We start from the raw sequence: 15,655 nt of genomic DNA on the forward strand, positions 1-15,655 counted from the left end.
TTTCGGGAGGTACAGGCGGTGGCTACGGGGCGACGCGCGGGGCTATGGCGACCAGGCGGCAGTCCTTGCCGGGTCGGCACTGGACGGCGAGGGTGATCTGCCGGTCTTCGGCACCGCCTCCGCCGCCGTTCCAGGCGAGCTGGGTTTTGCCGCGCACCGTGACGGCGTAGATGTACGCCTCGGTGATGGCTTGCGGGTTGTCGGCCAGGGCCTGCTTGAACGCGTACGGAAAGTGCGCCTCCGACGTGGTGGCGCTGGCGTGCTGGCCGTTGTCCTTCAGCCGTGACCACAGCACCGGGTCGGGGATCTGGGCCTGGACGGAGTCCCAGTCCGCGTATGCGGACTCGCCGGTCATCCAGCTGTGCATGCCGGCGAGCTGGGCGTCGCGGCTGGTAGTGCGGGCATCGAAAGTCCACAGCATCACCGCGCTCGCCCGGGCGAACGCGAGCGGATCGGAGATCGGCGGCGGCCCGGCGACCGCGGACCCCGCTGCGGGCGCTGTCGGTACGGGAGCGGAGGGGGCCTTCGGTGCACCGGTCGGGCTGGTCTGCTTGCCGGATGCCTCGGGGCTCTGGTGGCTCCCGGTCCACCAGGCGACGGCGCCGGCGAGGACCAGCAGCGCGGCCAGTACACCGGCGAAAAGCAGGACGCGCCGGGGTGGCTGCCAGCCCAGGCCGAGCACGTCGAGGGAACGTTTCCTCATCGGACCTGCTGGCCGAGCGCGCTGAAGAACGCCACGATGCCGTTGGCCGCGCCCAGACCGAGGGCCGAGGCCGCGGCTACGACCGCGCCCTTCTTGCCGTTGGCTTCGGCCTGGTGGCCGCCGGAGTGGTGGCCCCAGGCCCAGACGCCGAGGCTGACGGCCAGGGCGCCGACCACGGCCACGATCCCGAACAGGTTGATCGAGTTCACGACGGTGCGCAGGACGTCGAGGCCGGGCAGGCCGCCGCCCTTGGGTGAGACGCCCGGATCGTAGGCAAGCAGGGTGATGCGTTCGGACAGGGGTGGAGTGAGATTGGCGGGGGAGATGGTGGTGCGCTCCTTGCATGCGCAGGACACGACGGGCCCTGCCGGGAACAGGAAGAAAAAGGGGGGAGGGGGAAGGGGCGCGCTGCGGCGCGAAGGTGGTCCGGTCCGCCCGGTGCCTCAAGGGCTGGCCGGGCGGACCGGTGTCACGGGAGACGGCGTGCGCTGTGGGCGGCGTAGTCGGCGAGGGTGCTGAAGCGGACCGGCTTTGTGGTGCGCGGGGCCTCGATGACGTAGCCGTGGCCGGCGTAGATGCCGACGTGCTCGGGGACCGCCGGGGTGCCGCGGCTGAACACCAGGTCGCCGGGGCGAAGTTGGTTCAGCGGGACGGCGTTGCCTTCCTTGACCTGGGTGTACGTGGTCCGGGTCAGGGTGATCCCGGCCTTCTTGTACGCCTGCTGGGTCAGCGAGCTGCAGTCGCAACGGCCCATCGGGTCCGGACCGTGCGGATCCAGGCACGAGCCGCCCCACTGGTAGAGGGTGCCGAGCTGGTTCATGGCCCAGGTGATGGCCGTCTTGGCGCGGGGGTCGGCGTCGGCGGGGATCGAGTACCCCTTGGGGACCGCCCCTTCGGGGATCGGTCCGGATCCGCTGCCGTCTTCGCCCGGAGCGCATGGGTCCGTCGCCGGGATGCCCGGGGTCTGGCCTTCGGTGGGCGGCCCGGAGCCCTTCAGCGTCGGGGCGATGGCCTGCTGCAGAGCGCGGGCGAGAGGCTCCCACTGGGCGTAGGCGTCGGGGAATCCGCTCAGCTGGGCGGCCTGCGCGGCCTGGGTCACCGTCATCTGCTGCCAGCCGGGAACCTTCAGCAGGCCCTGGTAGAACTTCGTGCTGGCGTAGACGGGGTCGCGCACCTGGGCGGGAGTGCCCCAACCCTGGCTGGGCCGCTGTTGGAACAAGCCCAACGAGTCGCGGTCGCCGTAACTGAGGTTGCGCAGCCGGGATTCCTGGATGGCGGTGGCCAGGGCCACGATCTGGCCGCGCGCGGGCACTTCGAGCGTGATGCCGGTGGCGACGATGGTCCGGGCGTGGGGAATCTGCTCGGCGGGCAGGTCCAGGCCCTCGACGTGGACGTTCTGAGCGCCTGACCCGCCGAGGACGGCGGCGACCTGGCGCCGTACGGCGTCGGTGTCGACCGAGTCGGTGACGCAGGAGGTGCCCGGGCTCGAGGAGTGGCTCGCAGCTGCGGCGAGGACGGCTGTGCCAGCCAGCAGCGCGGGGGAGAGGCAGAGCACGCCGATCGCGGCGGCGATGCCTTTCACTCCCGGGCGGCCTCCGGCCGGCGGGCTGCGGGGATGTCACGTGGCGATGGAGAGGAAGGGGTCACGGGGAGGTCCTCGGGGTGGGCCCCGGCCGCACGGTGTGAAAGGGGAAGGGCCGTGCGGCCGGAGCGGTGGAGGTGGGCGAAGAGCCCCGGCTCGGGTGCGTGTTGCCTCACACACCCGGTGGGACGGGGGAGGTTACGGGCGGAACATGGGTGTGCCTCCTGGGACGTTCAAGGAGTGGCCCGCAGCGGCGGGCTGGTGAAGATCGGGACGGCGGGGCGTCTTACGGGCGGAACATCAGCGAACTCCTGGAGGGGTGCCGGGGCGGGAAACCGGCATCGAACTGGGGTGCCTGGTGGGCGTTGCCTCACCCACCAGGGCGGAAGGGGATTACGGGCGGAACATGAGCGGCACCTCCTCGGCCGGCGCAGTTGCGGGGAACACGGGCGAGGTCAGCAGGGGCGGTACATGGGCAACCTCCCTGTCAGGGTCTGCGGCGGGCGGGCGGGCAGGGAACGGCGAGGCGGCAGCGATGGCTGCGTGCGGGGTCACGGACGGAACACAGGGGCCTCCTGCGGGAGAGGGGGAAACGGGGAAGGGTCGCCATCAGCGGTGTCCGCCGGGCAGTGACAAGACAGTAAGCCCGAATCCCCGGTCACCGAAATCACGGGCGGAATCCGCCTGATTTCCGGGGTTCTTGGTCGGCGATGCGCCTCAACCGGGAATCTTCACCTACAGTTTGGGACCTCCCCGCGCCGCCTGTCCGCATGTCTTGCGATGGCCGCCGCACGGTCTGGAGCCTTCCCGTCTGCATCCCTCACCGAATTGGGGTTCCCCTTTGTCGTTTTCCCTTCACCAGGGCGACGCACTCAGCGTGCTCGCGACTCTGCCCGACGGCTGCGCCGATTCCGTCATCACCGACCCGCCGTACAACAGCGGCGGCCGAACTGCCAAGGAGCGCACGAGCCGCTCAGCCCGCCAGAAGTACGTCTCCGCGGACGCCCAGCATGCGCTGCCGGACTTTGTCGGCGAGAACATGGACCAGCGCTCGTACACGCTCTGGCTGACCCAGATCATGACCGAGGCCCACCGGGCCACCAAGGTCGGGGGCACGGCGCTGCTGTTCACCGACTGGCGGCAGCTGCCGGCGACCACGGACGCGCTCCAGGCCGCTGGCTGGCTGTGGCTGGGCGTCCTGACCTGGCACAAGCCGCAGGCCAGGCCGCAGAAGGGTAAGTTCCGGCAGGACTGCGAGTTCATCGTCTGGGGCGCGAAGGGCAAGATCGACGCCGCCGCGAACCCGGTCTACCTGCCCGGCTTGTACAGCGCCTCGCAGCCCTCGGGCAAGGCCCGCCGGCACATCACGCAGAAGCCGGTCGAGGTGATGCGGGAGCTGGTGAAGATCGCTCCGCCCGGCGGCACCGTGCTCGATTTCTGTGCCGGATCGGGCAGCACCGGGGTCGCCGCGCTGCTGGAGGGACGCGACTTCATCGGCATCGAGAAAACGAAGGAGTACGCGGCTGTTGCCTCCGAGCGCCTCACCGATACCGCCCATCAGGTGCATTCCCAGGACGATTTCGCCCTGACCTCCTGACCGAGCTGCACCACAGCCCGATCCCGCGGCGGGCGGAATATAGCGGCAGATCCCCGGTTTCCGAAACCGGGGATTCTCCGGACCATCAGGGCCATCGAATTCACGGCCCTGGCTGCAAGGAGAACCCCTTTCGTGTCCGAATCTGCCGAGCCCCGCCATGGCGGGGAAATGGAGCCGGTCCGTCTGCCGGACGCTGACCTCGAATCGATCGAGGCGTCCGTCCGCAAGCTGCTCGACCAGTCGGCCGAGCAGGCCCGCATGATCGACACACTGGCCTCCGCGCCGCCTGCGGACCCGATGGCCGCGAGCATGCCCTTCGCCGGGTTCCCCGGCATGCCGTCGTTCACCGCCCCAGCCCCGCCGCCGGACCCCAAGCCGATCTTGGAGCTGGAAGGCGAGGAGTACGAGGACGAAATCGCTGCGCTGACGGACTGGGTGGACGACCACCTCATGGACGTCTACGGCGCCGAGATCACCACCGCGGCACCATGGTGCGAGCAGTGGCAGGAGCACCTCGACGTCGTCGCGTGGCTGCACGCGCTGTGGATGGCCTACCACCAGCACAAGGACGCCGAGGCCGGCCCCAGTGGCATGTTCGTGTGGCACCGGGACTTCCTCACCCACTGCATGGCCTACGTCCGCGCCCCCGGCGGCCCCCTGAGCGCCTGCCAGACCGACCCGGACCGTGCCGAGCACCGCCTGCTGCGCGGGCCGGGCCCCTCCGCGCGGTCCGCCGCCCGCGAGTCGGAGGCCCAGACGACCGGCGGCGCCCCGGCCCCGGACGGGGCCGGGTTGTGACGCACCCACCGCAGCCTCCGCCGGCGTTCGGCCTCTCCTTTCACCCCGATGCCCTCAACGACCTGCTCGCCGCTCCGGGCGACATGCGCGACCTCGGGCTTGCCCTCATCCAGGACGTCGTGCGCGCCCAGGTGAGAGGGCCCGAACTCACCGCCGAGCTGACCGGCTACCGCAAGCTCTACCTCGGCTCCCGGGTGCAGTACCGCATCGTCTACGACTACCGCCCGGCCCCGCCCGGCTCCAGCCACCGCACCAACGTCCACATCGTCGCCGTACGCCCCCGCGCCAAGCACGACATCTACGACACCGTCCGGGCCCGCGTCGGCCGCCCCCGCCCCGCAGCCGGGCCCCGCGCGTACGCGGCTCGCTCCCTCTCGCCACAAGTCCGGCCGCGCCCTGCCTTCACGCCGGCGCCTCGAGCCGCAGCGTTCCCGGTCCCCGGACTCCCCGCACCCGCCCGCATCGCCACCACGAATTCCCCGAAGGGTCCTTCGCGATGACCAACCTCACCGCCCAGTCCTCCTCCCTGCTCCAGGCCCTGATGACGGCCCTCCTCGAGCCCCGCCCGGCTCCGCACCCGCGCCACCAGGCCCTGCTGGATGCTCGCGAGCGTCAGCTGGAAGTGGAGGCGGAACTGAGCGCCTGGGCCAGCCGACCGCAGCCCACCACCGAAGCCGCCCAGGACAAGGAACTCGACGACCTGAGCAATCTGCTGGTCGAGCACGCCAAGGCGGGCCGACAGGTCTCGCACCTCCTGGGCGCCGACAGCTGCTGCCCGCCGTGCGCCGACTCCGAGCAGCCGCCGACCGTCCTGAGCCGCACCGCCGACAATGCGGTCTCCGCCTTCGCCGCCCCGTGCATCCTGGCCGCCTGCCTGGACGCCTTCGCCTTCCACGGCAGCCCGGACGCACTGTCCTCCGTCGACCTCGTCGCGGAGCTGCGTACCCTGCCCGGCTTCGCCGAGGGCCGCTGGCCGTACGCCGAACTCACCCAGACCCGCCTGGCCACCCTGCTGCGCCCGTACGAGGTGGCCAGCCGCGACATCACCCTCGGCGACGGCCGGCGCCGCAAGTCCTACCGCCGCTCGGCCCTTCTGGCCGCCATCCCGGCCGACTGTGACTGCCGTCCGTCGTGAGCGCCTGCGAATCCCCGGCAACCGCCCTGGACGCCGCCATTGAGCAAGTCGTCGGCGACCTGACCGTTCTGCATCACGACCATCTCCGCGGGCTGCTCCTGGCGGAGCGGGCCGCGCTCGCTGCCGTACACCGGGAACTGGTGAATGCCGAGGGCGCGGTCGCGTACCACCGCAACGTACTGAAGCGCCTGTCCTCCGGCAGCTACCCCGTGGATACCCCGCTCCTGGACCGCCTGCGCCGGACTGTGCACGACCTGGCCCAGGCCACGGCCGCCCGCGACCGGCTGCAGGAGGGTGTCGCTGCCGCCTTGGAGGCGGTCAAGGCCGCCGCCCCTGCCCTCGTCCCCGCTGACGACGAGCTGACGGCGCACGACTTCGCGGCGCTCCTCTCGCTCGCCGGCGGCGGCACGATGCGCGAACACCTCCTCACCCACCGGGTCTCGGTCCGAACAGTCCAGGGCCGTCTCATCGACCTTCCGGCATTCCAGCGCCTGGAATCCCACGGACTCGTCACCCGGGACACGTCCCGGGCGCTAACCGTCGGCCAGCCGGTCGCCTTGACCGACACCGGCCGGACCGCGCTGCTCGGCACCCGCCGTCCACCGGCCATGGCCACGCCTTTGCCTGCCCGCCCGGCCGGGGCCTGGCCGGCACAAGCCCGACAGCACTGACCCAAGGTGCCCCGGGGTTCGTCCCCCTCCGCCCCTGAAGAAGGAAGCCCGCCACACGTGCCTCTTCACCGACCCGACTACGAACTGGACGGCTTCGAGCCCGCCGATGACGGCCATCAGCAGCACTACGAAGATCTCGACATCTCTTCCTTCAAGGTGCTCGGCGAGTACCGCACGTACACCGACGCCTACTTCGTCCTCCTCGACGAGGGAGCCACGTACGTCATTCCGGGAAGCCCGCAGCTCCGAGCCGTTCACGTTTCCCGTGACCTGCGCGCCCGCACCTTCGAGGTCGACTCCAAGGAACTCCCGCTGTACGCGATGGCCCAGTCGTACCTGATAGCCCGAGGCTGTCCCTCCGACGCGCTCGACGCACCGGAGGGCGTGCACGACCCCGCAGACGACCGCACCAGGGCCCTGGAGGCGCGCGTCCGCGGAGATGGTGACCACTTCGCCCTGCTGGCCAGCTACACCGACGACATGCGCGACCCCGTACAGACGGTCGTGATGCTGCGCTCCCTTGACCCCCAGGCGGCGCCGGAATTCCGGATCCTGCTGGAGCAGTTCGACTGGGACTCCAACAGCCACACCCTGCGGGAAGGCGGGTTCGAGACCTACGCCGCAGCGGTCGATTGGTGGGAGGCATGGTCGGACGAGGAGGCCCCGGCGCTACCGCCGCCGGCTCCGACCGCACGCCGCAGCCCGGCCCAGACCGCGCCGGCGACACCCTTGCCGCCGGTCTCCCGTCGGTCTCAAGGACGCTGAACACGGCTTTCGCCGAGCCCGTTTCGGCGGACCGGCGGCGCGCAATATAGCCGCCGATCCCCGGTTTCGGAAACCGGGGATTCTCCGGACCCTTTGCAACACCACCGCCCCACTGAGGGCGGTCACTTCCTGTTGTTCTGCCTGGTCTGGAGCCATCCGCTGTGTGCCACACACCCGCGTCCATCACCGCCACCGTCCTGAGCGGCACCCCATCCCGTTGCGCCGCCTCCGCGGTAGTCAGCTCCGTCACGCCCCTTTCGGCTCGGCGGGCCGAGCCGGTGCTCGCCGTCGCCGTCCGTGCCCGTGCCGACGGTGACTCCACGGCCGTCGGTGTGCTGCGGCGCGGGGAGCCGTTCACGGCTTCGGTCACCGACGGCGCCTGGCTGCACGTCACCACTGCCTCGGGCATCACCGGCTGGGTTGACGACGGTGACCTCCGTCGCGACGGCTGCCGTCGCCCGAACTGACCCACCCGTACGTTCCCCTCTTCCAGGAGCCACCTTTCGTGTCCGACATCCCCGACGTCTTCGACGGCGACGTGCTCGGCTTGTTCGCCGAGCGGATCGAGGCCCAGTTCAGCCTGGGTCTGCCCGAACTGGCCCAGGCCGTCCAGGCCGCTCCGCACGCCTACCCCAGTGCCACCCAGGTGGTCCGCTGGTACGCGCTGCTCACCGAGGCGCAGCAGGGAGTGGAGACGGCCGAGGACGCTCTGGTCTCCGCGCTGGAGACGGCGCCGGGGGACGTGCTGGACGACCCGGTGATGGAGTTGGCCCACCGTGTGAACTACGCGGTTGCCGCTCGTGACGGTCGGGCGCAGGTCCTCCGGTTCCTCTTGGAGTCCCCCGTCGAGCAGGCCCGCATCCAGCGGCGCTTCGGACCCCGGGTGACAACGACCTTGCCCACTGCCGTCCCGGCACAGCCCGCGCGGATCAGGGGCGGTGCCCGATGAGCGATGCTCGCAAGCCCAGTACCCAAGACGCCCGCCTGGAGCAGGTGTTCGGCGGGCCCTTGGGCCAGCTGCACCAGCGCGCGGTCCGCCCCGGCAGCTCGCCCGCCCTGGTCCGGGCCTTGGAACTGCGCGCCTTCCTCGCCTTGGCCGAGGCCCAGGTCGTACGCGTCCGCGACCGTGTCCACGCTGCCATGGCCCCCGACGCCGAACTGGACTCGCTGTCCTCGGACACGCTCCGGTTCGACGCCGAGTGGCTGGAGGCCGCACTGGCCGGCCGCACCGGCTACCGCATCGCGCTGGAGAAGCTGCTCTCCGCGATGCCACCGCCAGCCGCCCGGCCGCCGGCCGCCCCCCTCCAGGTCCGGTCCGCCGTCGTGGGCAGCGGCCTACGGCCCGCGCCCACCGGCGCCGAGGACGTGGCGGCGGCCCGGGGACGCTGAGTGCCCGATCCGTACTCTGCCTCCCGGGCGACGGGCGCGCAGATCGAAGCGCTCTACGGCCGCCCGGTCACCGGCCTCGCCGCGGACGCCGTGCCCGGCAGCATGCGCTACGCCCTGCTCAACAGCTTCGCCGCCCTGCAGTACGCCGACCGCGCCGTCGCCTTCCACACCGAGCAGCTCCACCGGCTGACTCACCCCGACCGCACGATCGAATCCGTGGATGTCGGCCACATCTCCGACGCCACCCGCCGCCTGGCACACGCAGTCACCGTCCGCGACTCCCACGCCCAGGTTCTCGGCGACGTTCTGAACAGCCTGGCTCGTGTCCCCGACACCGAGTCCCCGGCGCCCGCCTCCCAGGCCACGGCCGTCACACCGGCCATGCCGCCGGTCGCGTCTGACGGGCCTGCCCGCTCGCGCTGACCCCCTCCTTTCTCCTTCTTCTCGTCCACCCCGCGCCGTCTGGAGTTACCGCCTTGGCTGCTGCCCACCTGCCTTCCAACGACCTGCCCCGCGTTGCCGAAGCGCTGGAGATGATCACGCCGCGCTGGAGCGTGTGGGTGCTGATGACGCTGGCCTCCCAGCCCGGCCCGCTGCGCTACACCAAGCTCAAGGAGCACCTGCCGTGGCTCGGCGACGGCCAGCTCCACCCGCGGCTGCGGGCGCTCTCGGATGCCGGGCTCGTCGAGCGCACCGCCCAGACCCGACTGCACGTCACCTACGGCCTGACCGCACGCGGACGGGAGCTGATGCCGTCGCTGACCGCCCTGGCGGGCTGGGGCGACGGACACCTGGAGAAGAACCTCGTCCTCAACCCCGTCACCGGGAGGACGGAGCCGGAGCGGATACCGGCTGCGCAGAACGCCGAGGACACCCTCGCCGTGATCGGTCACCGGCACGCCACCGTGCTGCTGTGGACCCTCAAGGCCCGCGGGACCTCGACCATGGCCGCGCTCTCGGCCGAGGCGATGCCCGACCACAGCCCCAGCGCGATCTACCCGCCGATCCGTCGGCTCATCGACGACGGCCTGGTCGCCGTCACCCGCGATGACGCCGCCTCGCTGCAGCTGACCGCCCCGGGCCAGGCCCTCGCCCCGATCTACCTGGCTCTTTCGACCTGGGCCATCGCCCGCCCGCTTCCCGAGGCCCAGGCACACCCCGTCTGGGGCGCACCCCGTATCCCGGCCGCCACCCGTTCCGGGCAGTGGGCCGCCCACCAGGCCCGCAAGACCAGCCCGGCCGTGGCCGTAGCCCAGCCGCCGGCCCCGGCCCCGGCCCCGGCCACCGGGTGGCGGCCCGTGGATCTGTTCTCCGCACCGACCAGCGGACCGAGCCGGTGACGCCTAACCGACCACTGCCATGTTCCGGCCGCCTGCCGCCGGTATTCCCTCGCTCCCGGCGCCCTGGCGCTGAGCCCTGACGGAAAGCCCCCGTTGACCGCTCGCTTGACCGCCACCGCCCCGCCGGCCACGTACGGATCCGTCCTTGGTAGCCGGTACGTTGCCCGCCTGCTCGGTGGCACCCTGATCGGGCGCCTGCCCAACGGCATGGTCCCGGTGAGCCTCGTCCTGTGGATCACTGCGGGCGGCGGGACGCTGGCGTTCGGCGGACTCCTCGCCGCGCTCTACGGCCTGGCCTCGGGCCTCTCTCAGCCGGTCAAGGGCCAGCTGATGGACAGGTACGGGCAGACCCGGATCTCCATCCCGGCCGCCGTGCTCAACTCCTCCTGCTTGCTGGCGCTCCCGTGGGTCGGTGCCGACGGACAACAGGTGGTGGTGACCGCAGTCGTGGGGTTCGCCGGGCTGATCACCCCGCCCCTGGAGGCCGGACTGCGGGCTTTGTGGCCGACGGTCCTGCCGGATGCGAGGCGGCGGCGCGTCGTGCAGGCCCTCGATAGCGGCTCGCAGGGACTCCTCTACGTAGTGGGCCCACTGCTTGCCTCGTGGCTGGCGACCACGCACGGCCCCGATACCGCTCTTCTGGTGACTGCGACACTCGGCCTGACGGGCTCGGCGATCGTCCTGACCGCCGGTCCGTCGAGGACATGGCGGCCGACCACAGAGGGCGGCGCGGGTACCGGACGGCTGATGAGCAGCGGGCTGGTCATGCTGTTCGCCGGCCTGGCGGGGACCGGGTTCACGCTCGGCGCGATGAACGTCTGGGCCGCCGATATGGCCGCCGTACAGGAGCAGCCGATGCTGTCTGGGTTCCTTCCCGCCGTGTTCTCCACCGGCAGCTTCCTGGGCGGCCTGGTCTACGCCCGCAGGACCTGGCCCGGCACCACGACCACGCAACTGCTCTGCACCAGCGTCCTGTTCCTCCTCGGCTGGCTTCCCCTGCTGGCCGACCCAGGCCCCCGAGCGGCCGTCGGCCTCGTGGGGATACCGGGCCTCTTCCTCACCTTGATCATCACCAATGGCTTCCACACGGTGGACGCCCTCGCCCCGGCCTCCCGCACGACCGAGGCGTACGCCTGGCTGATCCTCTCGGTCGGCACCGGGCAGGCCGCCGGCACCGCGCTCGCCGGAGCTCTCTCCACCAGCCCGCAGATCCTCGTTGCCCTGCCCGCCGCCGGCGCAGCAACTGCGCTGACCGTCCTGACCGCCGCCCACCCCAAACTCGGCCCCGGCCGACGCCTGGGCCGCCACCGCCGCCCACGCCACAGCCACCCGCGCCACTCGGTCTCGACGCTCCGCTAGGCCGCTGTTGCCGCCCGCTCGGACTGTCGTCACCGTCCAGCCGGTCTGTTCCCCGAACGTATCCGCCCCACCCCGGAAAGACGATGCCCCCCAAGCACGCTGCCGTCCTGCGGCCACCCACCGGCCGACATGTCCGCACTCCCGACTTCGGACCCGTACGCGGCGTCTACGTCCCGCGCACTGCCGATGCCGGTGCCTTCGCCATGAGCACGTACGGCATCCCGCTGCTCGTCCTGGCCGTCACCGACTCGGCCACCCTGACCGGCTTGGCCTTCATGCTCGAATGGGTTCCCCGCCTTGGGGCGTTCGCCCTCGCGGGCGCCGCCGTGGACCGGTTCGGCAGCACACGGGTCCTTCGCATCGCCTCGGTCCTGCGCGCGGCGGTCGTCCTCGCCGCAGCCGCCGTCCTGCCCTCCGTGGGCGAGGGATCGAGCGCCGTGATCACAGTCATGACACTGGCCGCCACGACAGGCGTCCTCACCGAGTTCTCCTACATCGCGGCCGAGACCGCGGGCGGCGCCGCGAGCCGGGACGCCGGAGGCCATGCACACCGCGTCCAGGCCGTCCTGCTGGGCATCGACCAGGGCGCCACCCTTGCCGGCCCGGCCCTGGCCGGCGTGCTACTCCAGTACAGCGGCGCCACCGGCATGCTCCTGATCATCGCCGCCTGCTCCCTGCTCGGCGCGGCCCTGGCCCCCCGTCAGCGTCCCGTCTGGCCCCAAGAGGCCCCGGTCCCCGTCGCCCAGGGCCTCAAGATCGGATGGCGGACCCTGCGGTCGCTCCCCGCCCTGGGGTGGTTGTGCGTCGGGCTGGTGCTGTCCAACTGCGCGATCGGCCTCGTGCAGGCCGCCGGCCCCGTCCTGGTCATCAAGCAACTCGGTGGCACGAGCAGCCAGGTCGGCCTCGTCTGGTCGGCCGCCGCCATCGCCTCCCTGGCCATGGTCACCCTCGCCCGCTTCGCGATCGACCGCGCCGGCCTGTGGCCGGTCGGAGCTGCCGCAGCCTCCCTCGCCTCCCTGGCCTGCCTGGCTCTGGCAGCCGCTGACACCTACACCGTCTTCCTGGTCCTGGTGGCGTTGCTGATGGCCGGCGAAGCGGGCATGACCGTGGTGCTGCGCACCCTGCGCGCCCACCTCGTCCCGGCCGAGGTGTTCGGCAGCACCCTCTCGCTGATCATCCTGCTGCTCCTCGCGCCGTTCCCCCTCGCCGGAGCCCTGGTCGCGCTCACACCACCGGACCTGCTCGGCCACGCCATCACCGCCTGCGCCGTCCTGCAGGCCGTCGGGCTGGCCGTGGCCTTCGCGAAACTCCGCACCCATCCGGCCACCCGCCGCCCGCTCCCCGCCTGACCCCTCCCACCCCGCCTGCCATCCCGAACAGGACCACCATGCCCGAGCCCACCGACTCCACCCAGCCGCAGCACCTTCGCCTCCGCCTGCGCGAAGTGGCCGCCCTCGACGACGAGGCGTTCGCCCACTATCTGCAGGAGCGCTTCGAGCACCTGGTGACGGCCGCGATAGCCGATGCCGGCGGCCACCTCCGCCCCGCCCAGCACGACCTGCTCCACGCTCCCACTCGCCTGCACGAACTGCGTGACGCCCTCACCTTCGCCGAGGGCGACCTCCAGGTCGCCGTCGAGCGGATGACCTACCGCCAGGACCCGCGCGCCACCCGTACCGCCCGCCAGCTGAGGCAGGTCCGTACCGCCCGCCACCAAGTCCACCGGGAAACCGCCGCGCTGCGCCGGTCCGAAGACCGCACGCGCGAATCCGAGGAGACTCCTTCGACGGACACGGTCACCACGACCCGGGGCTGGCTCTCGCAGGCGCATCCCGTCCTCTTCGCCCAGCTCCTCGCCCAGGCTCACGTCGCCGCAGGGCTGCCCGCGCGCCCGCTGGCCAAGGACATCTTCGACACTGTCGAGGAAGGCTGGGCCGATGGCTACCTCCCCGCGCCCCGCACAGCGGAGGTTGATCGCCTGCTGTCCATGGGAGCCGTGGCCTTCCGTAGCGCTGTCGCCGATGACGCCCGCGATCAGAACGACCGTGATCCGGCGCTGCGCCACCCGCTGCTGCAGCGGCGCTGGAACTCGGCACTGGAGGAACTGACCAGCCTGACCGTGCCGGTGGCCAGGGCCTCCAGCTCCTCGGCCCTGGGCTCCCTGCCCAACGGGTTCGCCGACATGCCCGAACCCGACGCCTTCAAGGTTCTCAACGCGCGCCGGTTCCTGGTCGCGGCCTGGCAGCGCCGTGCCGAACACAACCGCCTGATCCGCCAGTACGCGATCACGGTGACCGACCGGCGCCGGACCGCTCCCGACCACGATCGACGGCGCCAGGCCATCGACGCGGCCCTCGACCGCCTCGTCGCCGCGCAGCCTGCCGCCGCCGCCCGCATCCTGGCCCGGCTCTGCCCGTACGCCACCGCGGACGGAAGGCTCGAGCCGGACACCTTCACCCCGGCCTTGCGCGCCCGTGCCAAGCGCGAGGTCCTCGCCGACCTCGCCGTCATCCGGAGGCTGGACACCGTGTTGCCCTCCGCGCTCCCTCCCAGGCCGGCCCTCGCCGCCCCGGCTGCCCTGACCGCCGCGCTCTGACCGCACCCCCTTCGTTCGTGGAGACGCCCTTGCCTTCATCCGCCCCCCAGTCCGCCGCCACCGTGGACGGCGACGTCTACGTCACCCCCCGCTACCTCGCCGGATCGCCCGGCTACGGCGATGCCGGCTTCGCCCCCGTCAAGCATTGGCCCCACCATCACCTCGACGAGGGCCCGCACCAACTCGTCGTAACCAGCCCGGACCACCGCATCCGGATCGGTTGGGCCGGAGACGACTACGACCTGTGGACGATCAGCGCCGCGCCCGACGCGGTCTCCGGACCCCAGTGGACCGCGATCGCCAACCAGAACACCCCGCCCGAGCTCGTCGCCGCCCTCACCACCGCCCTCGCCCGGGACTGGGCCGACGGCCAGGACCGCTTCCTTGCGGCCCCGTCGGCGTACTGGGCCGACAGCGTGGCACCGCTGGTCGCAGCCGGCTGGCAGCGCACGGGCGCCGAGGTCGGCATCGTGGAGCTGGCCGCTCCCGACAGCAACGCGGGTGTCTACATCAACCGCTCCCGCCGCGACCTGCCGGACGGGACGGAACTGTGGGCGGGCCCTCCGGGCTGGGGCACCCGCGCGGAGATCACGTTCAGCCCCGGTACGCCCTCTCACCTCATCGCGGCCACCGCGGAGGCGTTCACGGACACAACTCCCGTGGCCCGCTGGCAGCAGGGCCTCGACCGTCAGCTCGCCGCCCTCGCGCAGCTCATGCCCGTCGTACCGCCCCGCCCTCCGGTGCCGACTCCCCGCGATCTCCGCCCCCGCATCGGGGTCCACCCGCCCGCTGCGGTCGGCAGCGTGCCGCGCTGGAGCACCGCCACCACCCCCTCCGCTGCCCTTCCCGCCCGCGGCGCTGTACGCCGCTGACCGACAACGAGGAACCCCTTTGGCCCTGTTCACCGAACAGTTCTTCGCCGACCACCTCACGCTGCCCTACCCCGAGGCCGCCGTCGTCGGCCATGCCTACTACGCCGCCCCCGCCCCAGACCTCCCGCTGCGGCTCCGCATCGACTTCGCCCCCACGATCTACGCCGACCGCTACGACGGGCTGCGACTGCGGATCGTGCACCTCGACAAAGGACCGATCGACACCGCCGTGCTGCGCTTCGCCGACCACGGCGCTTTCGACACCCGAGACCGGCGCCTCGGACACAAGCCCGGCCAGGGCGAGTACGGCACCTTCAACGACTGGAACCACAGCGAGCACCCCCCTTGGGTCGGCATTGGCGTTACCCGGCTGCGGGCCGCGATCGACCAGTACGTACGCCTGTGGATCCCCGGCGCTCCACCGGTACGGACCAGCCAGCCCCCCGCCGCCGCGGCCCGGCAAGTTCGGACCTTTGCCGCCCGGGCGCGGTGACCACCCTCCTGCCGTAGAGCCCCGCCCCTCGGCCGTCATTGGCCCATCGCGCCTACTGACTCACCGTCGACCGCACCCGACTTCCCCTCTCCACCGACAGGACCCTCTCCTCCTTATGCGCCTTCGCCCCGCCCATCCCGCCCACCTGGCCGTCGCCGTCGCCGCCCTCGCGGCAGGCACCCTGCTGCCCGCGACGGCCATGGCCGCCCCGGAAGCCTCCGTGGTGCTGGGCCCCGGCTACACCATCTCCGACTCCGAGGGACACGGCGCCTCCAGCCACATCGGTGCCTACGGCCCGCCCGGATCGGCCGTCCACGGCGACACCGAGACCTACTGCGCCGACCCTGAACGCAAG

Annotated in this window: 19 protein-coding genes and 1 pseudogene; 17 read left to right on the forward strand and 3 right to left on the reverse strand. The window is 71.9% G+C overall.

The features are described 5' to 3' along the window. Positions 1-22: 22 nt before the first annotated feature. From OG594_RS36260 to OG594_RS36270, 3 genes are all read right to left on the reverse strand, one after another. Entirely contained in the window at positions 23-703 is a 681-nt protein-coding gene (locus tag OG594_RS36260; protein WP_266606564.1) for a hypothetical protein, read from the reverse strand. After that, a complete protein-coding gene (locus tag OG594_RS36265) occupies positions 700-1,029 on the reverse strand; it encodes a hypothetical protein (protein WP_051763391.1) in 330 nt (109 codons plus the stop codon). The genes OG594_RS36260 and OG594_RS36265 overlap by 4 nt, the downstream gene beginning before the upstream one ends. Before the next feature lie 143 nt (positions 1,030-1,172). Next, the gene (locus OG594_RS36270) at positions 1,173-2,285 is read right to left on the reverse strand and encodes a C40 family peptidase (protein ID WP_266606565.1); all 1,113 of its coding nucleotides are present in this window, start codon (positions 2,283-2,285) and stop codon (positions 1,173-1,175) included. Between the two features lie 841 nt (positions 2,286-3,126). On the opposite strand from OG594_RS36270, the gene OG594_RS36275 reads away from it, so the two are divergent. The 17 genes and pseudogenes from OG594_RS36275 to OG594_RS36355 all read left to right on the forward strand — a co-directional run. Continuing rightward, on the forward strand, positions 3,127-3,882 hold the full coding sequence (locus OG594_RS36275; RefSeq protein WP_266444587.1) for a site-specific DNA-methyltransferase: 756 nt from the start codon (positions 3,127-3,129) through the stop codon (positions 3,880-3,882). A 168-nt stretch (positions 3,883-4,050) separates the two neighbouring features. After that, the gene (locus tag OG594_RS36280) at positions 4,051-4,680 is read left to right on the forward strand and encodes a DUF4913 domain-containing protein (RefSeq protein WP_266445577.1); all 630 of its coding nucleotides are present in this window, start codon (positions 4,051-4,053) and stop codon (positions 4,678-4,680) included. Continuing rightward, positions 4,677-5,180, forward strand: a complete 504-nt coding sequence (locus OG594_RS36285) for a hypothetical protein (protein WP_266444590.1) — start codon at positions 4,677-4,679, stop codon at positions 5,178-5,180. The genes OG594_RS36280 and OG594_RS36285 overlap by 4 nt, the downstream gene beginning before the upstream one ends. After that, positions 5,177-5,815, forward strand: a complete 639-nt coding sequence (locus tag OG594_RS36290; RefSeq protein ID WP_266444593.1) for a DUF3631 domain-containing protein — start codon at positions 5,177-5,179, stop codon at positions 5,813-5,815. The genes OG594_RS36285 and OG594_RS36290 overlap by 4 nt, the downstream gene beginning before the upstream one ends. Then, on the forward strand, positions 5,812-6,486 hold the full coding sequence (locus OG594_RS36295) for a hypothetical protein (protein ID WP_266444596.1): 675 nt from the start codon (positions 5,812-5,814) through the stop codon (positions 6,484-6,486). The genes OG594_RS36290 and OG594_RS36295 overlap by 4 nt, the downstream gene beginning before the upstream one ends. A 57-nt stretch (positions 6,487-6,543) precedes the next feature. Then, the gene (locus OG594_RS36300) at positions 6,544-7,251 is read left to right on the forward strand and encodes a hypothetical protein (protein ID WP_266606566.1); all 708 of its coding nucleotides are present in this window, start codon (positions 6,544-6,546) and stop codon (positions 7,249-7,251) included. A gap of 161 nt (positions 7,252-7,412) precedes the next feature. Then, complete coding sequence (locus OG594_RS36305; RefSeq protein ID WP_266444602.1) at positions 7,413-7,718, forward strand: SH3 domain-containing protein; 306 nt, start codon at positions 7,413-7,415, stop codon at positions 7,716-7,718. 38 nt (positions 7,719-7,756) lie between these two features. Continuing rightward, complete coding sequence (locus OG594_RS36310) at positions 7,757-8,200, forward strand: hypothetical protein (RefSeq protein ID WP_252310303.1); 444 nt, start codon at positions 7,757-7,759, stop codon at positions 8,198-8,200. Further along, positions 8,197-8,640, forward strand: a complete 444-nt coding sequence (locus OG594_RS36315; RefSeq protein WP_266444605.1) for a hypothetical protein — start codon at positions 8,197-8,199, stop codon at positions 8,638-8,640. Before OG594_RS36310 ends, OG594_RS36315 begins: the two co-directional genes overlap by 4 nt. Further along, positions 8,641-9,063 carry a hypothetical protein gene (locus OG594_RS36320; protein ID WP_266444608.1) on the forward strand — a complete coding sequence of 141 codons (423 nt, stop codon included), beginning with the start codon at positions 8,641-8,643 and terminating at the stop codon, positions 9,061-9,063. A 53-nt stretch (positions 9,064-9,116) separates the two neighbouring features. After that, a complete protein-coding gene (locus OG594_RS36325) occupies positions 9,117-9,980 on the forward strand; it encodes a helix-turn-helix domain-containing protein (RefSeq protein WP_266606567.1) in 864 nt (287 codons plus the stop codon). A gap of 93 nt (positions 9,981-10,073) precedes the next feature. Further along, positions 10,074-11,339, forward strand: a complete 1,266-nt coding sequence (locus OG594_RS36330; protein ID WP_266606568.1) for an MFS transporter — start codon at positions 10,074-10,076, stop codon at positions 11,337-11,339. Positions 11,340-11,542: 203 nt separating this feature from the next. Next, positions 11,543-12,688: an MFS transporter gene (locus OG594_RS36335; protein ID WP_266606707.1), complete on the forward strand. Its 1,146-nt coding sequence runs from the start codon at positions 11,543-11,545 to the stop codon at positions 12,686-12,688. Between the two features lie 38 nt (positions 12,689-12,726). Beyond that, on the forward strand, positions 12,727-13,935 hold the full coding sequence (locus OG594_RS36340; protein ID WP_266606569.1) for a hypothetical protein: 1,209 nt from the start codon (positions 12,727-12,729) through the stop codon (positions 13,933-13,935). A 29-nt stretch (positions 13,936-13,964) separates the two neighbouring features. Then, the gene (locus OG594_RS36345) at positions 13,965-14,807 is read left to right on the forward strand and encodes a DUF317 domain-containing protein (protein ID WP_266606570.1); all 843 of its coding nucleotides are present in this window, start codon (positions 13,965-13,967) and stop codon (positions 14,805-14,807) included. Between the two features lie 19 nt (positions 14,808-14,826). Further along, a complete protein-coding gene (locus OG594_RS36350; protein WP_266606571.1) occupies positions 14,827-15,300 on the forward strand; it encodes a hypothetical protein in 474 nt (157 codons plus the stop codon). A gap of 115 nt (positions 15,301-15,415) precedes the next feature. Beyond that, positions 15,416-15,655, forward strand: a pseudogene (locus OG594_RS36355) (hypothetical protein); the annotation flags it as partial.

The organism is Streptomyces sp. NBC_01214, assembly GCF_026340975.1.
In the GTDB taxonomy this organism is placed as follows: domain Bacteria; phylum Actinomycetota; class Actinomycetes; order Streptomycetales; family Streptomycetaceae; genus Streptomyces.